Source organism: Azospirillum brasilense, assembly GCF_008365405.1.
Lineage (GTDB): Bacteria > Pseudomonadota > Alphaproteobacteria > Azospirillales > Azospirillaceae > Azospirillum > Azospirillum brasilense_D.
Genome location: NZ_QOKV01000034.1, coordinates 21,120 through 45,809 on the forward strand (window position 1 = coordinate 21,120; position 24,690 = coordinate 45,809).

The window sequence follows — 24,690 nt, forward strand, 5'->3', positions numbered from 1 at the left end:
ATGTCGTGCTGAAGTGATTTGAGATCGAACATAGAGGACATGTGTTTCACTCGACGTTATCGGCCATCCTGCACCCCGAGCCCCGCATCGGAGCGGGCCGGAGCCGGTGTGGAGTTCGCAGCCTTGACCGAGACCACGCGGTGGGACGGGAGGCAGACGCCGAACACCGTCCGCCCGGGATCCTTGTCGATGACTTGGAATATTGTTGCGTTCTCGATGTAATCCATCCATCGGCCTTCTGTCTGATTGTAGGCAATGGACGGAGAAATCGAGTAAAAACCCGGTCGCAGATCTATGTTGATTTCAAAGGAATACATGAGGGTATCCCCTTTTTTCACGAAAGGTGTTGCGAATTTTTCCTGGTGCGTGTTGATGCCGATGGCTTCGATGTTCAAGCGATCCTTGATGTAGAAGCCGATCAGATGCTCGAAGCGTTCCTCATGGAACGCAACGGCAATCTCTACGACGATCTTGCTGCCGATGACCGCCTGCTGGATGCGCTGTCCCTTCAGGTTCCGGATCGAGCAGGAGGTGATCGCGGCGGTGCCGTCGCCGTAGCGGAACAGCTTGAAATCGGTGGGCGCATTGCCGCCCTCCATGGAGGAGGCGCTTTCGGCACCGATCAAAGCTTCGTTGTCGTCGGGCGCCGCGTCGATGGCCGGCTCATCGGAACTCTCCAATCCCGGGTCCTGGTCGAACCGGCTCATCCGGGCGAGGTCGAAGTCGGCCGAGGACAGGGCCAGATACCAGCTGGCGACCTCGCCGGGCTGCCCCTGCCGGACGAGCCGGCCGTCGTGCAGGACGAAGGCCCGGCTGCACAGCCGCGTCACGGCCTGCGTGTCGTGCCCGACGAACAGGACCGAGGCGCCGCTTTCCTGCATCCGGCGGATCTGCGTCATGCACCGCGCGGAAAAGCGGGCGTCGCCCACGGCGAGCGCTTCGTCGACGACCAGGATTTCCGGATCGACGTTGATGGCCACCGCGAAGGCCAGCCGCACCATCATGCCGCTGGAGTAGGTCTTGACCGGCAGGTTGATGAACTGGCCGATGTCGGCGAAGCCGAGGATGCGGTCGTAGCGTTCGTCGATGTCCTTGCGCGAAAGCCCCAGAAGCGCGCCGTAGATGTAGACGTTGTCGTGGCCCGACAGTTCCGGGTTGAAGCCGGAGCCGAGTTCCAGGAGGGCGGAAATGCGCCCGCGGACGACGACCTGCCCTTCGCTCGGCGTCAGGGTTCCGCAGACGAGCTGGAGCAAGGTGGATTTTCCGGCCCCGTTGCGCCCCAAGAATCCCACGGTCTCGCCGCGATGGACGGAGAAATCCACATCGCGGAGCGCCCAGAACTCCCGGTAATAGGTCTTCCGGTTCCCCACGAGCATCTGGCGCAGCATAAGCTCCGGCCGGTCGTAGATGTGATAGACCTTGCCAAGGCCGGTCGCCTCGATCACGGGAATGGCGCCAGAGGACATCGGGTCAGAGGACATCGGCGAACCCTCCGCGGGTCTTCTGGAAGAACCTCCAGCCGACCGCCATGACGACGACGCTGACGAGGAGATAGCCGGCCACGGCGACCGGCTCGGGCAATTGGTTCAGGAACAGGACCTGATGGGCGAACTCGATCGGAAGCGAGATCGGGTTGAACAGGATGAAGGTCTGGAGCCAGGGCGGGAACGCCGTGATGGGCGAAAAGATCGGGCTGATGAACATCAGGACCGTCAGGGCAAGCCCGACGACCTGGGCGATGTCGCGCACGAAAGCCCCCAGCGCGGCCATGAACCACGACAGTCCAAGCAGCATCGGCACCATGATCAGGACGCAGAACGGGTAAAGCAGGATGAACGGCGGGATCGAGCCCATGATGAGCAACAGGGCGGCGACCAGCAGCAGGAAGGAGATCCCGGCGCTGACCAGCGCGCTCAGGACCGCGACGACCGGCAGTATTTCGATCGGGAAAATAACCTTCTTGACGAAGTTCGGGTTCGTGACGATGAGAGACGGGGAGCGCGATATCACGTCGGCCAGAAGGCCGAAGATAAGCAGTCCGGAGAACAGATAGACGCCGAACTCCTGCTGCGAGGATTCAGCCGCGGCGCGGAACGGCATCCGCGCTTGGAACACGGTGCCGAACACCAGCGTGTAGATGGCGATCTGGATGGCCGGGGTGATCACGAACCACAGCAGACCGAAGACCGAGCCGACGAACCGCGTGGCCAGTTCCTTGCGCACCAGGGTGGCGGTCAGGGACCGGTAACGGAACAAGGTGCGGGCGATGCTCCCCATCCCGGACGAGAACTCGCTGCGGCGAGCCGAGTGGACGATTTCAATTTTTCTGTCGGTCATTCCGGGAGGCGCCAATCCTGAAAGCGTGCGCATGGACCTGTGTGCGGAGCCCCGCCGTCACAGAGGCCGGGTCGGCCTGGAGCGTCCATCAAACCCTCCGCCCGGTCCCGCCGAAGCGCCGTCCTGCCCCGGTCCCGGCCCCGAAAGCGGGGCGTGGAATGCTGTTGTGGGCGGCTGGCTTTTTCCAGAGGAAGGACGCGATCAAAAGCGAAAGGGGACGCATCGTGGTGCAAGCTCCGGTCCTGTGCCGATCCACCATGAGAGCGAGGGAATTCCCAAGCGAAACGACCTGGTGTCCCATCAATTCGAGGCGCGGGTAGTACCATGAACCATTTTGCAAAGGTACCTGCCTTTGGTTGAACGGGGCCGGAATACGAGACGGCCGGATGGCGGCGTGCAGGCGGCCGAAGTTATCTCGGTCAAGCTTGGGGATCAACTCCAACGGCACCAATCCCTTGTGGGACGGCCGGCTTTTCCGGAACGGGTGGACGCTTTCAACGCCGGCTCGGAAACACCGCGGGTTGGGGCGCATCCCTTTTGCCGGAGGATGTATGGCTGTGCGTAAATGTCGCGATCCTGATCATGATCCCGGCTTGAGCGCGATGAATATCCGGGTGCATCTGTGATGGTGACCAAGGTTGCGCAGGATGGAGTGAATCACGCGGGTCTGAACAAAGCGCTATCCATTTTAAGGGCGGTTTGTGCTAACCACAGGCCGCTCGGCACTGGAAGCAGTCCCGGTGTTGAAGACGTGATTGGGGGTTTGTGAGGGAGCATGGTCTGGGAAGCGGGGGTTTTCGCCGGCGGCACGGGCACCCGCTTGGCTGTGGAAATGAAAATCAAGCCGAAGCCGCTAGTCAAGAATGGTGGGGCGCTGTTTTTCAGGCATATTGAGGAAATCTGCTCAAAATTCCCGTTTGAAGATTTCTCCAATTGTCGGGGTGGCGAAGGTTATCTTATTAAAGATTGTTTCTCGAACGATTGCCCGCACATGGCGGGGGAGAAGTCCGATCCAGCCGGAATTTCGCCCGCCCTGGGCCATGGCGCCGCCGCGGACCGGTGCGTGCACGGCTTTGCCGGCAACCGGGTTCACTCGCAAGAGTTATGGCCTGGCTGCGCGACGCCCTGGAACGTCCGGCAATGACCAACCCCGCCTTCTGGAACGGCAAGCGGGTGCTCGTCACCGGGCACACCGGCTTCAAGGGCTCGTGGCTGAGCCTCTGGCTGCTGAGCATGGGCGCCGAGGTCACCGGCTTGGCGCTCGATCCCCCGACGGAGCCCAGCCTGTTCGCGCTCGCCGGGCTGGAGCGCCGGATGGACTCCCGCATCGGCGACATCCGCGACCCGGCCGCCGTGGACGCCGCCGTGCGCGCGGCGGAGCCGGAGATCCTCATCCACATGGCGGCCCAGCCGCTGGTCCGCCTGTCCTACGACGAGCCGGTCGAAACCGTCGCGACCAACGTCATGGGCACGGTGCATGTCCTGGAAGCGGCGCGCCGCTGCGCCAGCCTGCGCGCCTGCGTCGTGGTCACCACCGATAAGTGCTACGAGAACCGGGAGTGGCCCTGGCCCTACCGCGAGACCGAGCCGATGGGGGGCTACGACCCCTACAGCGCGAGCAAGGGCTGCGCCGAGTTGGTCACCTCGGCCTGGCGGCGGTCCTTCTTCGGCAAGCCGGGGGCCTTCGGCAAGCCGGGGTCTGCGGCCATCGCGTCGGCGCGCGCGGGCAACGTGATCGGCGGCGGCGACTGGGCGCTCGACCGGCTGGTTCCCGACTGCATGCGCGCGCTGATGGCCGGGCGCACCATCCCGGTGCGCAACCCGCACGCCATCCGCCCCTGGCAGCATGTGCTGGAACCGCTCGGCGGCTACCTGCTGCTGGCCGAGAAGCTCTGGGACGATCCGGCGGACCACGCCGACGCCTGGAACTTCGGTCCCTCCGACAGCGACGCGCGCCCCGTCTCCTGGATCGCCTCCCATGTGGTGGAGCGCTGGGGCGATGGCGCCGCGTGGGAGCTGATCGGCGGCGACCACCCGCACGAGGCCACCTACCTGCGCGTCGATTCCTCCAAGGCGCGGATGCAACTTGGCTGGGAGCCGCGGCTCGGCCTCGCCGACTGCCTGGACTGGACCGTCGAGTGGTTCCGCCGTTATCACGCCGGCGAAAACATCGAACGCGTCACCCTCGACCAGATCGAACGCTACCAGGGGATGGCTGGGCGGACGAGTGTGCAAATGGACGGAAGAACCCCGTGAGCAAGAGCCGCCGCCGGCAACCGCGATGCTGAAACCCCTGAGCCGCCTGCTGACCTCCCGCAAGGCCTTGCGTCACATCGCCGCGCAAGTGTGGGATCCCCGCTGGCTGACGCGCAACCTGTCGCGCCTGGCCCACGCCAAGCACACGGACCTGCTGCTCGACGATTTCCTCCGCCAGTTCGAAACCAAGGTTCCGTACGAGCGCTGGATCGCGGCGCACGAGTGCCTGGATCCGGCCAGCCTGCAGGCGATGCGGGCGAACGTGGCGGCCCTCTCCCGGCGTCCGCGCTTTTCCATCGTGGTGCCGACCTACGAGACGGCGCCGGAGGTGCTCACGCCCTTCCTGGACTCCGTTCTCGCCCAGGTCTATCCGGACTGGGAGCTGTGCATCGCCGACGACGCGTCAAAGCAGCCGCATGTGCGCGCCACGCTGGAGCGCTACGCCGCCCGCGACCCCCGGATCAAGGTCACCGTCCGCCCGACGAACGGGCACATCGCCGAGGCCACTAACACTGCCCTGGAGATGGCCTCGGGCGATTTCATCTGCCTGATGGACCACGACGACACCATCGCCCCCAACGCCCTCTACGAGTTCGCGCTCGCCCTCGACGCGGATCCGGACCTCGACTTCATCTATTCCGACGAGGACAAGATCACCGCGGACGGCCAGATCCGCTACGAGCCCTTCTTCAAGCCCGACTGGTCGCCCGAGTATCTCGAATCCTGCATGTACACGGCGCATTTCGCCTGCTACCGCACGTCCATCGTCCGGCGCGTCGGCGGCTTCCGCAAGGAATTCAACGGGGCGCAGGACTACGACTTCGTGCTGCGCTTCGTCGAGCACATCGGCAAGGCCGCGCACATTCCCAAGATCCTCTATCACTGGCGCGCCATCCCCGGCTCGACCGCGGCCTCGATGGACAACAAGGACTACGTCATCGACGCCGCGGTGCGCGCGCTGACCGAGCACATCGAGCGCACCGGCCGCCTGGCCTTCGTGCGCCCGAACCGCTATGGCGGCTGCTTCGACGTGCGCCGCCAGGTCGAGGGCGAGCCGAAAGTCTCCATCGTCATCCCGTCGGCCGGACGGCCGAGCGAAATCCGGGGCGACATGGTCGACCTGGTGGTGAACTGCGTGCGCTCGATCGCGCAGACGTCCAGCTACCGCAACCTCGAACTGATCGTGGTGCACAACGGCGACCTGCGGCCCGAGACGGTGGCGGCGCTCGACGCCTACGGGGTGGTGTACGTCCACTACACCGATCCGGTGTTCAACATCGCCGTCAAGATGAACCTGGGCGCGCGGGCCGCCACGGGCGATTACGTGCTGTTCCTCAACGACGACACGGAAGTCATCAACCCCGACTGGCTGGAGGCCATGCTGAGCCTGGCGCAGCGGCCGGGCGTGGGCGTGGTCGGGGCGAAGCTGTATTTCGAGGACGGTACCCTCCAGCATGTGGGCGTGACCTTCTGCGCCGGACTGCCGGACCACATCCGGCGCGGCTTCAGCGGCGACGATCCCGGCTATTTCTTCAGCACGGTGGGGCAGCGCAACTACATGGCCGTGACCGGGGCGTGCATGCTGCTGGGGCGCGCGCTGTTCGAGGAGGTGGGCGGCTTCGAGGAGGCGCTCGCCGTTAACTATAACGACATCGATTTGTGCCTAAAAGTCTGGGAGCGCGGCCTGCGCATCGTCTACACGGCGCAGGCGGAGCTGTTCCATTTCGAGAGTCGCAACCGTGAGCGGTCCGTTGCAGCGCACGAACAGGCCATCTTCCTGGAACGCTGGGGCGAGCGCGTCAAGACGGACCCCTTCTACAGCCCGTATTTCGCCGCCCGGCCGCCGAACTTCGATCTCGCCCTCTGCTGACCCCCTCTGCTGACCGAAGCCCTTTTCCGCCCCGAACGCCGCAACCCCGAACGCCGAAACATTGAACCAAAAAGGTCACCGACCATGGATGTCGTCGCTCTCTCCATTCCCGACGTGAAGATCATCCGGCCGAAGAAATTTGGCGACCACCGCGGCTTCTTCTCGGAAACCTACAACAAGAAGACGTTCGAGGCGGCGGGGCTGCATTACGATTTCGTGCAGGACAACCAGTCCCTCTCGGCGGAGGTGGGCACGGTGCGCGGCCTGCATTTCCAACTGCCGCCCTTCGCGCAGGACAAGCTGGTGCGCGTGGTCCGCGGCGCCATCCTGGACGTGGCGGTCGACATCCGCCGGGGCTCGCCCACCTTCGGCCAGCACGTCAGCGCGGTGATCAGCGCCGAGGAATGGAACCAGATTCTCGTCCCGATCGGTTTCGCGCACGGATTCTGCACGCTGGAACCTAATACCGAAGTGGTATACAAGGTGACGAACTTCTATTCGGCCGCGCATGACCGCGGTCTGCTGTGGAACGATCCGGATCTGGGGATTGATTGGCGTGTCGCGGCCGACAAGGCCCTGCTCTCCGACAAGGATCTCAAGCATCCGCGGCTTGCCGAACTCGGCGAGTGTTTCTGACGAAGGGGCAGGTGTCTTGATGAAGCGCATTCTCGTCACGGGTGGGGCCGGGTTCATCGGATCGGCCGTCGTCCGTCAACTCCTGGCCGAGACCGACTCCTTCGTCGTCAACGTCGACAAGCTGACCTACGCCGCCAACCTGTCCTCGCTGCCGGGCGCGGCCGAGAATCCCCGCTACGCGTTTGAGAAGGTCGACATCTGCGACGGCGACGAGCTGCGCCGCGTCTTCGCGGAGCACCGGCCGGACGCGGTCATGCACCTGGCCGCGGAGTCCCATGTGGACCGCTCCATCGACGGGCCGGGCGAGTTCATCCAGACCAACGTCGTGGGCACCTTCCGCCTGCTGGAGGCGGCGCGCGGCTACTGGATGGGGCTGCCGGCCGACGAGCGAGCGGCCTTCCGCTTCCACCACATCTCCACCGACGAGGTGTTCGGCACGCTGGGTGACGAGGGCTTCTTCACCGAGACGACGGCCTACAGCCCGAACTCGCCCTACTCGGCCAGCAAGGCGTCCTCCGACCATCTGGTGCGCGCCTGGCACGAGACCTACGGCCTGCCCGTGGTCCTGACCAATTGCTCGAACAACTACGGCCCCTACCATTTTCCGGAAAAGCTGATCCCGCTGATGATCCTGAAGGGTCTGAAGGGGGAGCCGCTGCCGGTCTACGGCAAGGGAGACAACGTCCGCGACTGGCTCTACGTCGAGGATCACGCCCGCGCCCTGCGGCTGGTGCTGGAGAAGGGCGTGATCGGCGAGAGCTACAACATCGGCGGCTACAACGAGCGCACCAACCTGGACGTGGTGCGGACGCTGTGCGCCCTGCTGGACGAGCTGGCCCCGGCCGGCGCGCCGCACGACCGGCTGATCACCTTCGTCGCCGACCGGCCGGGCCACGACAAGCGCTACGCCATCGACGCCTCCAAGATCACCCGCGAGCTGGGCTGGAAACCGGAGGAGACCTTCGAGACCGGCCTGCGCAAGACGGTCGCCTGGTACCTGGAGAACCGGTCCTGGTGGGAGGCCATCCTGAACGGCTCCTACCGCGGCGAACGTCTGGGGCTCGACGCGGCATGAAGATCCTGATCCTCGGCACCAGCGGGCAGGTCGGCACCGAGCTGATGCGGGCCGCTTGGCCGCCGGGCACGGAGCTGGTCGGGCTGGCCCGGCCGGACGTCGACATGGCCCGGCCGGAGACGGTGGAGGCCGCGGTGGCGGCGCACGCTCCCGACCTCGTCGTCAACGCCACCGCCTACACCGCCGTGGACAAGGCGGAGAGCGACCGCGAGGCGGCCTTCGCCGTCAACCGCGACGGCCCGGCCCGGCTGGCCGCGGCCTGCGCCGCGCGCGGCGTGCCGCTGGTCCACATCTCCACCGACTACGTGTTCGACGGCACCAAGCCGGCGCCCTACACGGAGGACGACCCGGTCGCTCCGCTCGGCGCCTACGGCGCCAGCAAGGAGGCCGGCGAGGCGGCGGTGCGCGCCGCCCTGCCGCATCACGTCATCCTGCGCACCTCCTGGGTCTACGCCGCGCACGGGGCCAACTTCGTCAAGACCATGCTGCGCTTCGGGCGCGAGCGCGACGAGATGCGCGTGGTCGCCGACCAGCACGGCGCGCCGACGGCGGCGGCCGACATCGCCGCCGCCATCGTGGCCATCGCCGGGCGGATCGCTGTGACCAAGGACACCGGAAACGACGTTCCCTGGGGTACCTACCACTTCACCGGAACGGGCGAGACGACTTGGCACGGCTTCGCTGAGCGCGTCTTTCAGCGGCTGGAGACGGCCACCGGCCGGCGCCCGCGCCTGCAGGCCATCGCCACGGCCGACTACCCGACCCCGGCCCGCCGGCCGGCCAACTCCCGCCTGGACTGCACCCGCATCCGGACCGCTTTCGGCATCGAGGCACCACGCTGGGAAGACAGCCTGGACCGCGTGCTCGACGAGCTGCTTTCACCCCCCGCATCCTAAGACGATTCCACGACAGGCGACGTGATCATGAAGGGCATCATCCTGGCCGGCGGGTCCGGCACCCGGCTTTATCCGGTGACGCGGGCGATCAGCAAACAACTCCTGCCGATCTACGACAAGCCGATGATCTACTTCCCCCTCAGCACGCTGATGCTAGCGGGGATTCAGGATATCCTGATCATCACCACGCCGCACGATCAGGCGCTGTTCCAGACCGTGCTCGGCGACGGGTCGCAGTGGGGCATCAACCTGACCTACGCGGCGCAGCCTTCACCGGACGGACTCGCCCAGGCCTTCATCATCGGCCGCGAGTTCGTCGGCAATGACAGCTGCGCGCTGGTGCTCGGCGACAACATCTTCTACGGCCACGGCTTGACCAGCCTGCTGCGCGCGGCCGGCGAGAACACCCAGGGAGCCCGCGTCTTCGCCTACGGCGTCCGCGACCCGGAGCGCTACGGCGTGGTCGAGTTCGATGAGCAGGGCCGCGCGCTCAGCATCGAGGAGAAACCGGTCAACCCGCGTTCCAAGTGGGCGGTCACCGGACTGTACTTCTACGACAACGACGTTCTGGACATCGCCGCGGCGGTGAAGCCGTCGCCGCGCGGCGAGCTGGAGATCACCTCGGTCAACGCCGCCTACCTGGAGGCCGGCCGCTTGTCGGTCGAGCAGATGGGGCGCGGCTACGGCTGGTTCGACACCGGCACCCACGACAGTCTTCTGGAAGCGGCGGAGTTCGTCCGCACCATCCAGCACCGGCAGGGGCTGCAGATCGCCTGCCCGGAGGAGATCGCCTTCATCTCCGGCTGGATCGATGCCGAGCAGGTGCGCCGCCTCGCCGAACCGCTGAAGAAGAACGAATACGGCCGCTACCTGCTGAGCCTGACCGAGTGACTCCAAAAACCGTCCCGGTCCGTTTCGGACCAGGGCGGCGGGCTGGTGTTGAGCTTGATGTCGGAGCACATGCAGCGGCTCGTGGCGAACCGCGGTGCCGGCGGATCGGACGACCTAGGCGATCGCTGCCGCCTCCACGGCGGCCGTCGACGACTCGGCGCTTGCGGGTCCGGGAATGCTGGGCGGCAGATCGACGTGTTCGTCATTGAAAGTGCATTGCGGTGTGGATATGGGGTGCCAAATCGAGCCTCTTCCGCATGGACGACACGAGCCGGCGGGTGGGTGGGCAACCAATCGCGGTTTCATCGGCTCTCCACCATGAAGGCTTCATGGTCACGCAAAGAGTCCGTGCCCTAAGGTGAGGGGAACAAGGGCATGTCTTACCGCGCTTTGCTGCTCGACCGTGATGGCGTGGTGAACATCGATCATGGCTATGTCGGCCATCGCGACCGGTTCGAGTTCGTGGACGGCATCTTTCCTCTGGCCAGGCACGCGGTGGACCGGGGATTTCGCATCGCCGTGATCACCAACCAGTCCGGTATCGCTCGCGGCCGCTACACCGAAGCGGATTTCCTAAATCTGAGCGGTTGGATGGGGGACGTCTTCCGAAGCCATGGCGTGGAACTCGCCGGGGTCTTCCATTGCCCCTATCACCGCGATGGCGTGGTGGAGCGCTACGCCCGGGATAGCTTCTGGCGCAAGCCGAACCCTGGAATGATCCTGGAAGCGGCCCGTCGGCTCGACCTTGCCTTGGCCGGTTCGGCGTTCCTGGGCGATCAACCGACCGACATGGCGGCGGCGTTGGCGGCCGGCGTGGGGCGGCGCATCCTGCTGGCGGAGGCTGGCCACGTTCCTGCCCAAGGCCTCGAAGGAACGGCGGAGACCCTGACGATCGCCCGTCCCGCGGACCTGATCCCGCACCTGTCCTGATGGTGTCGGGCGCCGGCCGTGGCAGGCTCAGGCGAGCCGCGCCGCCACTTCGTCGGCGATGACGAGGCAGGAGGTCAGGCCCGGCGATTCGATGCCGAACAGATTGACGAGGCCGGGGACTCCGTGCGTCTCCGGTCCCTGTATCAGGAAGTCGGCTTGCGGCTGGCCGGGACCGCTCAGCTTCGGACGGACGCCGGAGTAGGCCGGCACGAGGGCGTCGTCGGGCAGGCCCGGCCAGTAGCGCCGGACCTCGCCGTAGAAGCCGTCGGCGCGCCGGGGATCGACCGCATAGTCAATGCGGTCGTAAGCTTCGGGGGCGAGCCATTCCACATCGGGGCCGAAGCGGGCTTGGCCGCCGAGGTCGATCGTCAGGTGGACGCCCAGGCCCCCTTCCACCGGAACCGGGTAGACCAGCCGCGAGAAGGGAGAACGCCCCTGGGCCAGGGCGTAGTAGTTGCCCTTGGCCAGCACGCGTGGCGGGATCCGATCCGCGGGAAACCCGTCGAGGTTCCGCGCCACCGTCCAGGCGCCCAGCCCGGCGGCGTTGACCAGGGTGGCGCAGGCGATGCGCATCGGCTCCGTCCCGCCGACCTCCAGCTCGAAACCGTCGGCGGTGCGGTGGGCGCGGTCCAGCGGGCTCAGCAGGGCGAGCATGGCGCCCGCCTCCTCCGCGTCGCCCTGAAGGGCCAGCATCAGCCCGTGGCTGTCGATGATGCCGGTGGAGGGCGACATCAAGGCGCCGACGCAGCGCAGGTTGGGTTCCAGCGCCATCGCCTCGGCGGCGGAGATCTCGTACAGGTCATCCACCCCATTGGCCGCGGCCTGCGCCTTGATGGCCGCCAGCCTGGCCAGTTGGGCCTCGTCGGTGGCGACGATCAGCTTGCCGATGCGCTTGTGCTCGACTCCGTGCGCCGCGCAGTAGGCGTACAGCGCGTCGCGCCCGGCCACGCACAGCCGCGCCCGGACGCTTCCCGTGGGATAATAGATGCCGGCGTGGATGACCTCTGAATTGCGCGAACTGGTGCCCGTGCCGATGGCGTCGGCCGCCTCCAGGATCACCACCTCCCGACCGGCACGGGCCAGCCGTCGGGCAGCCGCCAGCCCGACCACCCCGGCCCCCACCACCACGCAGTCCACCCGCTCCATCGCGTTTCCCTTCGATTCACGGTGTCCGATCCACTGGGCATGACCATAGAAAGCCCAGACCGGCCCAGCCGCACAAGGCCATAGAAGGTCGCGCACCGACGTTCCGGCGACGCGCGATCCCTCTCTCGGAGGATGGCGGGTTTTCGCTCCCGCGCCGCCCGGTCGGAAGGCGGCGCGGCGATCGGGGTACCGAAGAGGGGTTGAGCGTACCGCGATGGGAGGGTGGACGCATCCGTATGACGGTCGTCCGGCCTGTCCACTCCCTTCGAAAATGCGGAGTAGGGAGGGCGTTAACCCCTCCCTTTGCCCCTTCCGGAGGTTCCGGATTATCCGGGTGTCACCAATAAAATAAAAATTATGCGACTGATGAACTCACTTTGGATGGCCTTTTCCTTTGGCATCTTACCGTAATACGGAGGAGCTTGGATTATTTCTTCTTAGAGGATTGCAGGAATACACCATCAAAATTCATGTCATAGGATGTCGCCGCCTTCCCAATGTCCGCGAAGGAGGCGATCTGGCATCCCAACGATCACAACAAAATCCACGGAGAGTCTCCCTTGACCGAAGTCATCATCGCGGACGCTGGCCTTGAGGATCTCGACGGACTGCTCAGCCACCGCCGTCCCGGCGTTCAGGTCACGCTCGTTTCCGCCGCCGACGATGGCCATGCCGTGCTGGCCGCGGCTCTCGCCGCGCGCCCGTCCGTCCTGCATCTGGTCGCCCATGGCGAACCGGGACGGGTCCTGATCGGCACCCGGCCGCTGGACGCGCGGTCGCTGCTCGACCGCTCCTGGCCGGACGCGCGCGGCACCGAGATCCACATCCACGCCTGCCATGCCGGTGCGGGCGAGGCGGGCCGTCTGCTCCTCGACCGCTTGGCCGCCGCCACCGGCGCCACGGTCGCCGCCGCCTCGGGGCCGGTCGGCCCGGCGGAGCGGGGAGCCTCCTGGAAGCTCGACGTGCGCACCGCGCCCGTCTTCACCCCCTCCCCCTTCGCCGGGGTCCAGGGAGCCGGCGCCCGCGGCTGGGCCCATGAGCTGGCCGTGACCGGCACCCCGACCGACGGCAACGACACGCTGACCAGCGACGACGCGGCGGACAACATCAACGGCGGGGTCGGCAACGACATCCTGTTCGGCAACGGCGGCAACGACACGCTGATTGGCGGGGTCGGCCACGACACCATGGACGGCGGCGCCGGTGCCGACGTGTTCGACGGCGGTGACGGCTTCGACGTCGTCACCTACGAGAACGCCGCCACGGGCATGGTGATCGACATCGGCAACCCGGCGAACAGCACGGGCGACGCCGCGGGCGACAGCTTCACCGGCATCGAGCGCTGGATCGGCTCCAACTTCGCCGACACCATGGTGGCCGGCAACGACCCCGTGTGGTTCTGGGGGCACGCGGGCGACGATGTGGAGATCGGCGGCGCCGGCAACGACACGATGGAGAGCGGCGACGGCAACGACACCGTCTATGGCGGCGCCGGCGACGACCAGATCTACAGCCGCGCCGACAACGACGTTCTCTATGGCGAGGACGGCAACGACCTGATCTACGGCGGCTGGGGCAACGACATGCTCGACGGCGGCGCCGGCAACGACACCCTGTTCGGTGAAGGGGACACCGACACCATGTACGGGGGCGCCGGCGACGACAGCATGGACGGCGGCCAGGGCAACGACCTGATGTACGGCGGTGACGGCAACGACACGCTGATCGGCGGCATCGGCCACGACACCATGGAGGGCGGCGCCGGGGCCGACGTGTTCGACGGCGGCGACGGCTTCGACGAGGTGACCTACGCGAACTCGACCGCGGGCATCGTTCTGGATCTGCGCAACCCGGCGAACAGCACGGGCGACGCCGCGGGCGACAGCTTCACCAACATCGAGCGCTGGATCGGCAGCGAGTTCGACGACCAGCTGATCGGCAACGACAACGGCGTCTGGTTCTGGGGCCACGGCGGCAACGATCTCGAGATCGGCGGCGCCGGCAACGACACGATGGAAAGCGGCATCGGCAACGACACGATCTACGGCGGCGGCGGCGACGACCGGGCCTTCGGTCGGGCCGACGACGACATGCTGTACGGCGAGGCCGGCAACGACCTGCTGGCCGGCGGCGGCGGCAACGACATGCTCGACGGCGGCACCGGCAACGACACGCTGATCGGCGATTGGGGCGTCGACACGATGATCGGCGGCGACGGCGACGACGTCTTCTACAGCGGCGCGCACGATCCCCTGCCGGAGGCGGACGTCATCCAGGGCGGCGCCGGCAACGACACCTTCATCATCGCGGCGCAGAGCGACGCCGGGACGGTCTCCTATGACGGCGGCGACGGCACCGACGCGCTGCGCATCAGCTCCGACAACGTCGCCGATCCGGAGAACAAGATCACCACGGCGACGCCGCAGATCGACATCTCCGGCATGACCCTGACCAGCGTGGAGCGGCTGGAACTGGTCGGCAGCGTCCGCCACGCGGTGACGATGAGCGTCGCCCAGGCCAACGGCTTCACCGGCGGCATCACCGGGGCCACCGGCGGCGACGTCTTCACCATCACCGGCACGGCGATGACCGGCACCGTCACCGCCGGCAACGGCAGCCAGCTCACCGCCGGGCAGGTTCAGGCGGAGACGGTGAACGGCGTCACCCTGCTGCACATCGGCACCGACGCCACGGCCGGCGCCGACGTCACCCTGCGCTTCGCCGGCGGCTTCACGGCGGACCAGTTCCAGGTCAGCGGCAGCGGGATCACCCTGAGCGGGACGCCCTCGACCCCGCCGAGCACCGAACCTCCGACCACGACTCCCCCGACGACGGAACCGCCGACCACCACTCCGCCCACCACCACCCCGCCGGTGGACGACCGTCCCTTCACGCCGATGCAGCGCACGGTGGGCGGCGTGACCGAGGACGTGAAGGCCTACGCCTACGATGGCCCGGTCTCGGGCCTGCAGTGGAGCTTCCTGGGCGACGACCGTGGCGAGGTTCTGGGCGGCTCCGACGGCAACGACTTCCTCAACCTGCTGGGCGGCGACGATGCGGCGGCCGGTGGCGGCGGCGACGACGTGCTGGACGGCGGCGCCGGCTCCAACTGGCTGATCGGCGGCGCAGGCAAGGACACCTTCTTCGTCGACGCCCGTGGCGGTCAGGTCACTTGGTCCACTGTCACCGATCTGGAGCAGGGCGAGTGGTCCACCCTCTGGGGCTACAAGGAGGGCGTCTCCAAGCTGTCCTGGGAGGAGATGGGCGGCGCCGAGGGCTACAAGGGCGCCACGGTCCGCTGCGACATCGACGGCAACGGTACCATCGACGCCAGCATGACCTTCACCGGCAAGTCGGTGGGCGCGATGAGCATGACCACCGGTTCGGTGGGTGACCAGAGCTACATCGCCTTCATCAATCTGTGATCAGCGACCGTCGAGCGTCAGCCCTCGCTGACGCTCGACGCCATGAGACGGTTCGAAAGGGCCGGCCCGGAGACCGCTCCGGGCCGGCTTTTTTCGTCGTTCCGCCTGGTTGGGGTTAATTCCTTTGTGGGCATCATTCCCCAAAAATCCAGGTCGAATTCGCCATATTTCCCTCAATCAAACCTTGATGGATAAATCAACTATCTGTTCATCATAAAGAACATGCTGATCATATGAATAACGAGTTTTTTGTTATCAAGTAAGATAACGCACAAATTAAGTTGTCACTACGAGGATGTGTTATTTCCTCTTGGGCAATTGCAGGATGCATCTCCGAAGGCGCATGTGAATGGGTGTCGCGCTACCCCGTATCCGTGAACGATGCGACCGGGCGCCCCAGCGATCACAACAAAATCCACGGAGAGTCTCCCTTGACCGAAGTCATCATCGCGGACGCTGGACTTGAGGATCTCGACGGGCTGCTCAGCCGCCGCCGTTCCGACGTCCAGGTCACCCTCGTCTCCGCCGCCGACGATGGCCATGCCGTGCTGGCCGCGGCTCTCGCCGCGCGTCCGTCCGTCCTGCATCTGGTGGCCCATGGCGAGCCGGGGCGAGTCCTGATCGGCTCCAGCCCGCTGGACGCGCGGTCGCTGCTCGACCGCTCCTGGCCGGACGCGCGTGGCACCGAGATCCACATCCACGCCTGCCATGCCGGCGCGGGCGCGGCGGGCCGTCTGCTCCTCGACCGCTTGGCCGCCGCCACCGGCGCCACGGTCGCCGCCGCCTCGGGTCCGGTCGGCCCGGATGCGCTGGGCGCGTCCTGGACCCTCGACCAGAGCACCGCGCCCGTCGTCACCCCCTCCCCCTTCGCCGGCGCTGAGGGCTGGTCCCATGTGCTGGCCGTGACCGGCACCATGACGGCGGGGCCCGACCTGCTGACCAGCGACGACGAGCCCGATGTCATCGAGGGCGGCGCCGGCAACGACACGCTGGTCGGCGGTGGCGGCAACGACACGCTGATCGGCGGTGCCGGCGCCGACGTGCTGAACGGTGGGGCCGACTTCGACGAGGCGTCCTACGAGACCGCCACAACGGGCCTCGTGCTCGACCTGCTAACTCCGGGGAACAGCACGGGCGACGCCGCGGGCGACACCTTCATCGACATCGAGCGCTGGGTCGGCAGCAACTTCGACGACACCATGGTGGCCGGCAACGACCCCGTGTGGTTCTGGGCCCATGACGGCGCCGATTCGGTGACCGGCGGTGCCGGGAACGATACGCTGGAGAGCGGCAACGGCAACGACACCGTCCATGGCGGCGCCGGCAACGACCAGATCTTCGGGCGCGCCGACGACGACATGCTCTACGGCGACGACGGCGACGATCTGCTGGTCGGCGGCGGCGGCAAGGACAGCCTCATGGGCGGGGCCGGCAACGACACGCTGATCGGTGACTGGGACGCCGACACGATGATCGGCGGCGACGGCGACGACGTCTTCTACAGCGGTGAACACGGCACCATGGACGAGGCCGACGTCATCCAGGGCGGGGCCGGCAACGACACCTTCATCATCGCCGCCCAGGGTGACGCCGGCACGGTCTCCTACGACGGCGGCACCGGCACCGACACGCTGCGCATCAGCTCCGACGACGTGACCGATCCGGAAGGCAAGATCACCACGGCGACGCCGCAGATCGACCTCTCCGGCATGACCCTGACCAGCGTGGAAAATCTCGATCTGGTCGGCAGTGCCCGTCACACGGTGACGATGACCAACGCCCAGGCCAACGGATTCACCAGCGGCATCACCGGGGCCATGGTGGGCGACGCCTTCACCATCACCGGCACGGCGATGACCGGGACGACGACCGCCGGCAACGGCAGCCAGCTGACCACCGGGCAGGTCCAGGCTGAGACGGTGGACGGCGTCACCCTGCTGCACATCGGCACCGACGCCACAGCGGGCGCCGACGTCACCCTGCGCTTTGCCGGCAGCTTCACCGCCGGGCAGTTCCAGATCAGCGGAAGCACCGTCACGCTGGTGGATGCGCCCACCACGCCGCCGCCGACCACGGAACCCCCCACCACGACTCCTCCGACGACGGAGCCGCCGACCACCGAACCTCCGACCACGACTCCCCCGACGACGGAGCCGCCGACCACCACCCCGCCGACCGGCACCGAACCGCCGGTGGACGACCGTCCCTTCGCGTCGTTGCAGCGCACGGTGGACGGCGTGACGGAGGACGTGAAGGCCTACGCCTACGACGGTCCGTTCTCGGGTCTGCAGTGGAGCTTCCTGGGCGACGACCGTGGCGAGGTGCTGGGCGGCTCCGACGGCAACGACTTCCTCAACCTGCTGGGCGGCGACGACGCGGCCTGGGGCGGGGCGGGCGACGACGTGCTGGACGGCGGCGCGGGCTCCAACTGGCTGATCGGCGGCTCGGGCAAGGACACCTTCTTCGTCGATGGCCGCGGCGGCGCGACGACTTGGTCCACCGTCACCGATCTGGAACAGGGCGAGTGGTCCACCCTCTGGGGTTATCAGGAGGGCGTCTCCAAGCTGTCCTGGGAGGAGATGGGCGGCGCCGAAGGCTACAAGGGCGCCACGGTCCACTGCGACATCGACGGCAACGGCACCATCGACGCCAGCATGACCTTCACCGGCAAGGCCGTGGGCGCGATGAGCATAACCACCGGTTCGGTGGACGGCCAGAACTACGTCGCCTTCATCAATCTGTAAGGCGAGGCGGTTCCAAACGCGCCGACCCGGGGGACGCTATCCCCCAGGTCGGCTTTTTTCTGTTGATGCCAGCTGTTGATGCAACAGGGATGACTGTCAACCTTGACCGATTCGGGGCTCCGTCGTATCGGTTGAACACGGCAAGCGCATTCGCTGTGGAGGTTGACGTGCGTGGCGAAGACATGAGGCTCCTGCGCGAGGAGCGCAAACTTTCACAGCCGGATTTCGCGGCCTGGCTGAACGAGCGGCTGGAGCGGCGCTACGACCGGTCCAAGATCTCCCGCTGGGAAAGCAACAGCGAGAAGATCCCCGACGCGGTGGTCCGTTTCCTGCTGAAGGAGACGACGGTGGTGGACGGCAAGCACGGCCCGGCGCTGGTCGTCTGCCTCGCCAACCAGAAGGGCGGGGTCGGCAAGACCACCTGCACGGTCAACACCGCCAGCATCCTGGCGCGCGAAGGCTACCGCGTGCTGATCATCGACGCCGACCCGCAGGCCAACGCCACGGCGCATCTCGGCATCGACCTGATCGAGTATGAGGAGGGCCGGCGCAAGTCGCTCGCCCACGTGCTGCGCGAAGAGGTCGCCGTCGAGGACATCGTGGTTCCGGTGGGCGACATCGGGCTGGAGATCGCCCCGTCGAGCATCGAGCTGGCGTCGGTCGAGGTGGAGCTGACCGCCGATCCCAGCGGCCCGATGGCCCTGCGGGAGCGGCTGCAGGACGCGCGGGCTGCCTACGATTTCATCTTCATCGACTGCCCGCCGAACCTGGGCCAGTGCACGGCCAACGGTCTGGTCGCGTCGGACGTCATCGTGATCCCCTGCCAGACCGAGTATCTGTCCTCCATCGGCGTGAACCATCTGCTGAAGACGATCAACAAGCTGAAGCGGCGCTGCCACCCCAGCCTCGCCGTCCTGGGCATCCTGCCGACCATGCACAATGCCCGGCTGAACCAGCATCAGGTGACCCTGGAGCAGCTTCACAGCGCGCTGGGCGGCACGCTGCGCATTTTCCCGCCGGTGCCGCGGGCGACCATTTACGGTGACGCCGCCCTTGCCGGCCGCGCCGCTCTGGAGGCGGTGCCCGACGCGCCGGGAGCGTCCTCCTACCGGGCGCTCGCCGACGCCATCGCCGCGGAGCGCCACAAGCGTGTGGAGGTGGCCCATGTCGCGTAAACTTGGGACCGGGAACCTCGCCCGGCTGAACGCCATGAGCCGCGGCGCGCTCGCCGTCTTTGCGGAGCCCGAGCAGGGCGTCCGGCTCGTCTACCCGGACGTGGAGTGGATCGAGGCCAACCCCGACCAGCCGCGCCGCCGTTTCGACGAGGCGGACCTCGCCGCGCTGACGGACTCCATCCGCAAGCACGGCCTGCAGCAGCCGATCGGGGTGCGGGAGCTGGGACCGAGCCGCTTCCAGCTCGTCTTCGGAGAGCGGCGCCTGCGTGCGGTCCGCGCGCTCGGCCAACAGACAGTCCCCTGCATCCTGGTGCCGGACGGCATCGACACCGCCGAGGTGGCGGTGGTGGAAAACGTGCTGCGCGCCGAGCTGACACCGTTCGAAGAGGCGGATGCCTTCGTGGCGCTTGTCGAGCGGCATGGCTACTCCCACGCCGACCTCGGCCAGATCATGGGGCGCGACCGGGCCGAGATCACCCGGACCATCGCCCTGACGAAGGTGTCCGCCGCGGTGCGCGAGCGGTATGAAACCGCTCCCAGGAAGCTCGCGCGCTACAAGCTGTATCAGGTCGCCGCCCTCGACGATCCGGATGCGCAGCTGCGCCTGTGGGACATGCTGGTCAGCGATCCCCTGCCCGCCGTCCCGCCCCAAGCCGGGGATGCCGGCGCACCGATGCAGCGGCCGGTCCGCCGGGAGGACGAGCCCGAGGTCGTGCTGAGCGCCTTCAGCCTGCGCGTGTCCCGCAACATCCTGCGGACACGGGACGCTCTGCAGGCGTTTCAGGAAAAGCCGAAGCGGCTGGATGGTGTGGACCGCGAGGTTCTGCGCGCGTTGCGCAGCACCATCGACGCCATCCTGGACGACGATCCGGAGTGACATGCGGTGGTGAGAATTCTCACCGTTATTCCTTTGTGGACATAGCGGTGAGAATTCTCACCGTCCGGAGACCGCCTTTTCCGGCGGCGATGATCTTTGACCAATGCTCCGGTTCAAGGGCGAGGACCTTATGACCGGGGCTTGTCGCAGCGCGTCACTTTCCAGGAGGTCCGCGCTGCCGCCGGGTGACGAAATCCCCGTTTGTGTCCTCTGGGAAGCGCCTCCACACCCCGGTTGCATTTTGCTGGGATCGGTATCACTGTGGCGCCCGCCCGTTGGACTGTCGTCCGGACCACCGGCCTTTGCCGGCTGCCGCGCTTGGCTTGCCCTGTTCGGCGGAGGCCCGGTTGCTTCCGAACACGTTGTCACGGACCCTATTCATGACTGTTGAGAGTTTCGAGGACACTGCAGCCGGTGCTCCCACCCGAACCGGTGACGCAGCTTCCCTGTCGCCCCGTCAGGAGAGCGTGCGGATGCTGTTCGACAGCCTTGCTCCCGAGCGCGACCGCTGGGTCGAGCGCAACAGGGCCTTTCATAAGGCCGACCGCGCCTATCTGCGTTTCCTCATTCCGGAAAACGCGTCGATTTTGGAGATTGGTTGCGGCACGGGCGACACGCTGGCCTTCCTGGAGCCGTCGCGTGGGGTGGGCATCGACCTCAGCCCGGCGATGATCGAACGGGCACGGCAGCGCCATCCAGGGCTGGAATTCCACACCGGCAACGCGGAGGACCCCGCCGTCCTGGCGGAGATCGAAGGGTGCTTCGAGGTCATCCTGCTGTCCGACACCGTCGGCTTCCTCGATGACATCGAGGAGACGCTGCGCCAGCTCCATCGCTTCGCCACGCCGCAGACGCGCATCATCGTCAGCTACCATTCCCGCCTGTGGGAGCCAGTCTTGGCCGCCGCCGAGCGGTTCGGCCTGAAGATGCCACAGGGGCAGATGAATTGGCTGTCGAGCGCCGACATCGCCGGCCTGCTGACCCTCGCTGGCTGGCAGCCGGTGAAGCGGGAATGGCGGCAGCTCGTACCGCGCCGGCTGCTCGGTCTCGGCACGCTCATCAATCGCAGCATCGCCCCGTTGCCGGGGGTCCGAAAACTCTGCCTGCGCAATTATGTCGTGGGACGCCCGATTGCCAGGGCACAGGAACGGCAGCCGTCCTGCACCGTGCTGATCCCCTGCCGGAACGAGCGCGGCAACATAGAGAACGCCATCCGTCGCATGCCGCGCTTCTGCCCGGATGTGGAGGTGATCTACGTCGAGGGCAACAGCCAGGACAACACCTACGAGGAATGTCTTCGCGTCCAGGCCGCCTATCCGGACTGGGACATCAAGGTCATGAAGCAGCCGGGCAAGGGAAAGGGCGACGCGGTGAGGGCCGGCTTCGCCGCGGCGCGGGGCGACATTCTGATGATCCTCGACGCCGATCTGACCGTGCCGCCGGAAAGCCTGCCGAAATTCTACCGCGCCATCGCGTCCGGGCAGGGGGAGTTCATCAACGGCACCCGGCTGGTCTATCCGATGGACGACGAGGCCATGCGCTTCCTGAACTGGATCGCCAACCGCGCCTTCGCCCGCATCTTCTCTTTCCTGCTGAACACGCGCTTCACCGACACGCTGTGCGGCACGAAGGTGCTCTGGCGGCGCGACTACGACCAGATCGTCGCCAATCGCCATTACTTCGGCAACTTCGATCCGTTCGGCGATTTTGACCTGATTTTCGGCGCGTCGAAGCTCAATCTGGAGATCGTCGAGGTGCCGATCCGCTACGCCGACCGCAGCTATGGCGAGACGCAGATCAGCCGCTTCACCCACGGTTGGCTGCTGCTGCGGATGGTGCTGTTCGCCTGGAAAAAGCTGAAGGCGCTTTGATCATCCCCGGCAAGGCGAGGACCTGCCCCTTCTGAGGAGGGGCGGGCGCGAGGAATCGCGCGTGTGACTGCGCACCGGGAGCGGGGCGTATCGTCACGGCGGTGCGTCTTGCTGCCCGTCCATCCGGTTATCACGGAAGTGTCGACACTCTCGGCTGCTTTCGGCATGTCGGAGCCGAGCCCGGAAGCGTTCGTCGTCACAGGTGGCGATACTGTTTCCCATCTTTACTTCCGTCAGTGGGTGGTCTGCCGGTGCTGTCCGCCGTTGTTCACGATCGCGTCCTGCGGTGCGGTGCAGTGTGTCGTTGTCGGGTGGTTCGTGCGAAAAGCCGGATTCCAAGGGGTTCGACACGCTGCCTGCCCCCGTTTTGCAGACCGGATCGTGCGAAATGTGGGCGGTTCATGCGAAAAGCTCCTTGTCGGCGCGCGGGGCGTCGCCTCATGTCGTTGAAAAGCCGACGTTCTTTCAGGAAGGCAGCTGAAGACGCGCTCCGCCTGAGGGCCGTTCATTGCCTGATGTCCCAACGCTATGGGGGCCGGCGCCGCTTGGCATCTTGTCTCGTGCCGGCTGACGGCTCCGGGCGATCAGCGGAGCGCACGGCGGCCCGCAACGCCTATATATTTTACCAAACGACCGTTACGTAACGTTTGCGTATTTGGTAAAACGCCCCAGGCGGACGCCGGGCGAGGGTGTCTGAAGCTTAATCGGGTAAAATTCGGCGGCGTGCACCGTTTCCGGACCGCTGCGCTGGGAGAGGTTCATGGCCCTGATCGGGTACGCCCGCGTGTCGACCGACGAGCAAACCACCGACCCGCAGCTCGACGCGCTGAAGGCGGCCGGTTGCTCAACGATTCACCGGGAGCATGGGTCCGGCGGCGACCGGTCGCGCCCGGAGCTGAAGCGTGCCATCGCGCGCTGCCGCGCCGGCGATGTGCTGGTCGTCGTGCGCATCGACCGGCTGGCCCGTTCGCTCGCCCATCTCCTGGAGATCATTGAGGCGCTCGACGCCCAAGGGGCGGACTTCCGCTCGCTGGGCGATCCCATCGACACCACCAGCCCGCAGGGCCGCTTCACCTTGCAGATCCTCGGCGCGGTGGCCGAGTTCGAACGCGCGCTCATTCGTGAGCGCACCAAGGCCGGGCTGAAGGCCGCCAGGGAGCGTGGCCGGATCGGCGGTAATCCGGGCCTGCGCTTCCGTTCCGCGGCGGCGGTGCGCGCCGTCAACGACGCCCGCGAGGCGCGGCGCGACGCCGATGTGCTGCGGGTGGCCGACGACATCCTGCCGCACGTCCGCGCGATGCGGCCCGGCTATTCCTGGGCAACCGTGGCCCGCAGCCTGGCTAGAAACGGCTCGCGGCGCCCCGACGGTGGCCCCTGGACCGGGCCGGCCCTGGCGCGTGCCGTGCGTCGCCTCGCGCGGGACGGGTTCGTGGACGACCGGGTGCTGGAGCGTACGCCGCGGCGGCGGGACAGCGACGACCTCGTCACCCTGGTCGCTTCGGCGGTAAAGACGCTGGACAACCCAACCCTGACCAACATTGCCCGGCACCTTGAAGAGCTGCACTGCCGGACGCCCCGCGGAGAAACGCGCTGGTCGGTCTCGTCGGTTCAAAACCTGTTGGGTCAGGCCGTCGCACAGGGTCTTCTGGAAGATCGGCCTCTCCCTGCACCAGAATCGCCTCGCCGGCGCGGGCGTCCGCCCAAATCGCTCAAAGGCCTGCAAAGCATCCCATAACAGTGACAGTCAATACCCGTGGTCAGGGGAGCAGCCCGAGCGTCTTCACCGTATCTCCCAAGCGACACGGTCATGACGGGCTGATACCTCGGCGTTGTTGGTAGCATGGCTTCAGCTTAAGCTTCGTATTCCCCTCACGGTTGGACTGTCCTGATGCCACCGCCTCCCTCCGCCCCGCTTGCTCCGCTGCGCAGTGCCATCGTCGAAGCCCTGTATCCGACCAGCGCCAACATCCTGCCGGTGGTGTGTGAGGGACTGGGGCTCGCGTCCGGCGACCGCGAGGAGGCGTTCGCCAGCAAGCGCAACTATGTGCAGGGGCGGATCAGCGGATTATCACGTGAGCGTTTGCTTCAGCTTGCGTACCAGCTTTTGCAGGATGGCCCAAACTATGAGCTGGAAGAGGCCGTGGGGCGGGTTGAGGAGGCTGGCGAGCGGTTGATCTCCGAACTCCTTCGGCGATCGATCGGCCGGGCGCTTATCCCATTCGACCTTTCCGGCCATGTGCCAATATTCGAGTTCCTGCGGGACATCTGGCCGATCGACCGCCTGCCGTCCCGTCTCTATTCCGGTGGAACGGTGCAGGATGACCTTGAGCGCCACATGCGCCGAAACGCAGACATGGACAACGATGAGGCCCTGGAGGCCGTTGGTGCCTATACCTGCTCGCAACGCCGGTTCTTCCGTTTCCTGGAGGCTCTGCTTCATCGTATCCGGCATCGCCTCCCCACGTAGCCCAGGTTTCAGCCGGTCCGTAGTCTTCCGCGCGTACCGATCAGCTGCGGGAGGCGAGGATGGGATCGACGGGGACGGGCTCGGGCGAGTCGTT

General features: G+C 66.6%; 18 protein-coding genes. 15 read left to right on the top strand and 3 right to left on the bottom strand.

Features of this window, described 5'->3' with window-relative positions; all coding sequences use genetic code 11:
* Nucleotides 1-56 precede the first annotated feature (56 nt).
* Complete coding sequence (locus DS837_RS29420) at nt 57-1,481, bottom strand: ABC transporter ATP-binding protein (protein ID WP_149167990.1); 1,425 nt, start codon at nt 1,479-1,481, stop codon at nt 57-59.
* Nucleotides 1,471-2,337, bottom strand: a complete 867-nt coding sequence (locus tag DS837_RS29425) for an ABC transporter permease (protein ID WP_170296043.1) — start codon at nt 2,335-2,337, stop codon at nt 1,471-1,473. Before DS837_RS29425 ends, DS837_RS29420 begins: the two co-directional genes overlap by 11 nt.
* Nucleotides 2,338-3,112: 775 nt before the next feature.
* Here DS837_RS29425 and DS837_RS29430 point away from each other — a divergent pair.
* From DS837_RS29430 to gmhB, 8 genes are all read left to right on the top strand, one after another.
* The gene (locus DS837_RS29430; protein WP_149167992.1) at nt 3,113-3,481 is read left to right on the top strand and encodes a glycosyltransferase family protein; all 369 of its coding nucleotides are present in this window, start codon (nt 3,113-3,115) and stop codon (nt 3,479-3,481) included.
* A complete protein-coding gene (rfbG, locus tag DS837_RS29435; RefSeq protein WP_149167993.1) occupies nt 3,478-4,593 on the top strand; it encodes a CDP-glucose 4,6-dehydratase in 1,116 nt (371 codons plus the stop codon). Before DS837_RS29430 ends, rfbG begins: the two co-directional genes overlap by 4 nt.
* A 25-nt stretch (nt 4,594-4,618) precedes the next feature.
* Nucleotides 4,619-6,463 (top strand): glycosyltransferase family 2 protein, encoded by a 1,845-nt coding sequence (locus DS837_RS29440; RefSeq protein WP_149167994.1) that lies wholly within the window; start codon nt 4,619-4,621, stop codon nt 6,461-6,463.
* An 84-nt stretch (nt 6,464-6,547) separates the two neighbouring features.
* On the top strand, nt 6,548-7,099 hold the full coding sequence (rfbC, locus tag DS837_RS29445) for a dTDP-4-dehydrorhamnose 3,5-epimerase (RefSeq protein WP_149167995.1): 552 nt from the start codon (nt 6,548-6,550) through the stop codon (nt 7,097-7,099).
* A 19-nt stretch (nt 7,100-7,118) separates the two neighbouring features.
* Nucleotides 7,119-8,174, top strand: coding sequence for a dTDP-glucose 4,6-dehydratase (gene rfbB, locus DS837_RS29450; protein ID WP_149167996.1), 1,056 nt, complete (start codon nt 7,119-7,121; stop codon nt 8,172-8,174).
* Entirely contained in the window at nt 8,171-9,070 is a 900-nt protein-coding gene (gene rfbD / locus DS837_RS29455; RefSeq protein WP_149167997.1) for a dTDP-4-dehydrorhamnose reductase, read from the top strand. Before rfbB ends, rfbD begins: the two co-directional genes overlap by 4 nt.
* Before the next feature lie 27 nt (nt 9,071-9,097).
* Nucleotides 9,098-9,961 carry a glucose-1-phosphate thymidylyltransferase RfbA gene (gene rfbA, locus DS837_RS29460; protein WP_211102437.1) on the top strand — a complete coding sequence of 288 codons (864 nt, stop codon included), beginning with the start codon at nt 9,098-9,100 and terminating at the stop codon, nt 9,959-9,961.
* A gap of 390 nt (nt 9,962-10,351) precedes the next feature.
* Complete coding sequence (gene gmhB, locus DS837_RS29465; protein ID WP_247890194.1) at nt 10,352-10,891, top strand: HAD family hydrolase; 540 nt, start codon at nt 10,352-10,354, stop codon at nt 10,889-10,891.
* Nucleotides 10,892-10,918: 27 nt separating this feature from the next.
* On the opposite strand, the gene DS837_RS29470 is transcribed toward gmhB, so the two are convergent.
* On the bottom strand, nt 10,919-12,037 hold the full coding sequence (locus tag DS837_RS29470; protein ID WP_149168000.1) for an NAD(P)/FAD-dependent oxidoreductase: 1,119 nt from the start codon (nt 12,035-12,037) through the stop codon (nt 10,919-10,921).
* A 560-nt stretch (nt 12,038-12,597) separates the two neighbouring features.
* On the opposite strand from DS837_RS29470, the gene DS837_RS29475 reads away from it, so the two are divergent.
* The 7 genes from DS837_RS29475 to DS837_RS29505 all read left to right on the top strand — a co-directional run bounded on the left by DS837_RS29475 (nt 12,598) and on the right by DS837_RS29505 (nt 24,596).
* On the top strand, nt 12,598-15,462 hold the full coding sequence (locus tag DS837_RS29475) for a DUF4347 domain-containing protein (RefSeq protein WP_149168001.1): 2,865 nt from the start codon (nt 12,598-12,600) through the stop codon (nt 15,460-15,462).
* 431 nt (nt 15,463-15,893) lie between these two features.
* On the top strand, nt 15,894-18,206 hold the full coding sequence (locus DS837_RS29480; protein ID WP_149168002.1) for a DUF4347 domain-containing protein: 2,313 nt from the start codon (nt 15,894-15,896) through the stop codon (nt 18,204-18,206).
* Nucleotides 18,207-18,373: 167 nt separating this feature from the next.
* Nucleotides 18,374-19,381, top strand: coding sequence for an AAA family ATPase (locus DS837_RS29485; RefSeq protein WP_247888480.1), 1,008 nt, complete (start codon nt 18,374-18,376; stop codon nt 19,379-19,381).
* Complete coding sequence (locus tag DS837_RS29490) at nt 19,371-20,258, top strand: ParB/RepB/Spo0J family partition protein (RefSeq protein ID WP_149168003.1); 888 nt, start codon at nt 19,371-19,373, stop codon at nt 20,256-20,258. Before DS837_RS29485 ends, DS837_RS29490 begins: the two co-directional genes overlap by 11 nt.
* A 473-nt stretch (nt 20,259-20,731) precedes the next feature.
* Nucleotides 20,732-22,129, top strand: a complete 1,398-nt coding sequence (locus DS837_RS29495; protein ID WP_247890195.1) for a glycosyltransferase — start codon at nt 20,732-20,734, stop codon at nt 22,127-22,129.
* Nucleotides 22,130-22,889: 760 nt separating this feature from the next.
* Nucleotides 22,890-23,864: a recombinase family protein gene (locus DS837_RS29500; protein ID WP_149168005.1), complete on the top strand. Its 975-nt coding sequence runs from the start codon at nt 22,890-22,892 to the stop codon at nt 23,862-23,864.
* Nucleotides 23,865-24,017: 153 nt separating this feature from the next.
* On the top strand, nt 24,018-24,596 hold the full coding sequence (locus tag DS837_RS29505) for an AbiJ-related protein (protein ID WP_149168006.1): 579 nt from the start codon (nt 24,018-24,020) through the stop codon (nt 24,594-24,596).
* The last annotated feature ends 94 nt before the right edge of the window (nt 24,597-24,690 follow it).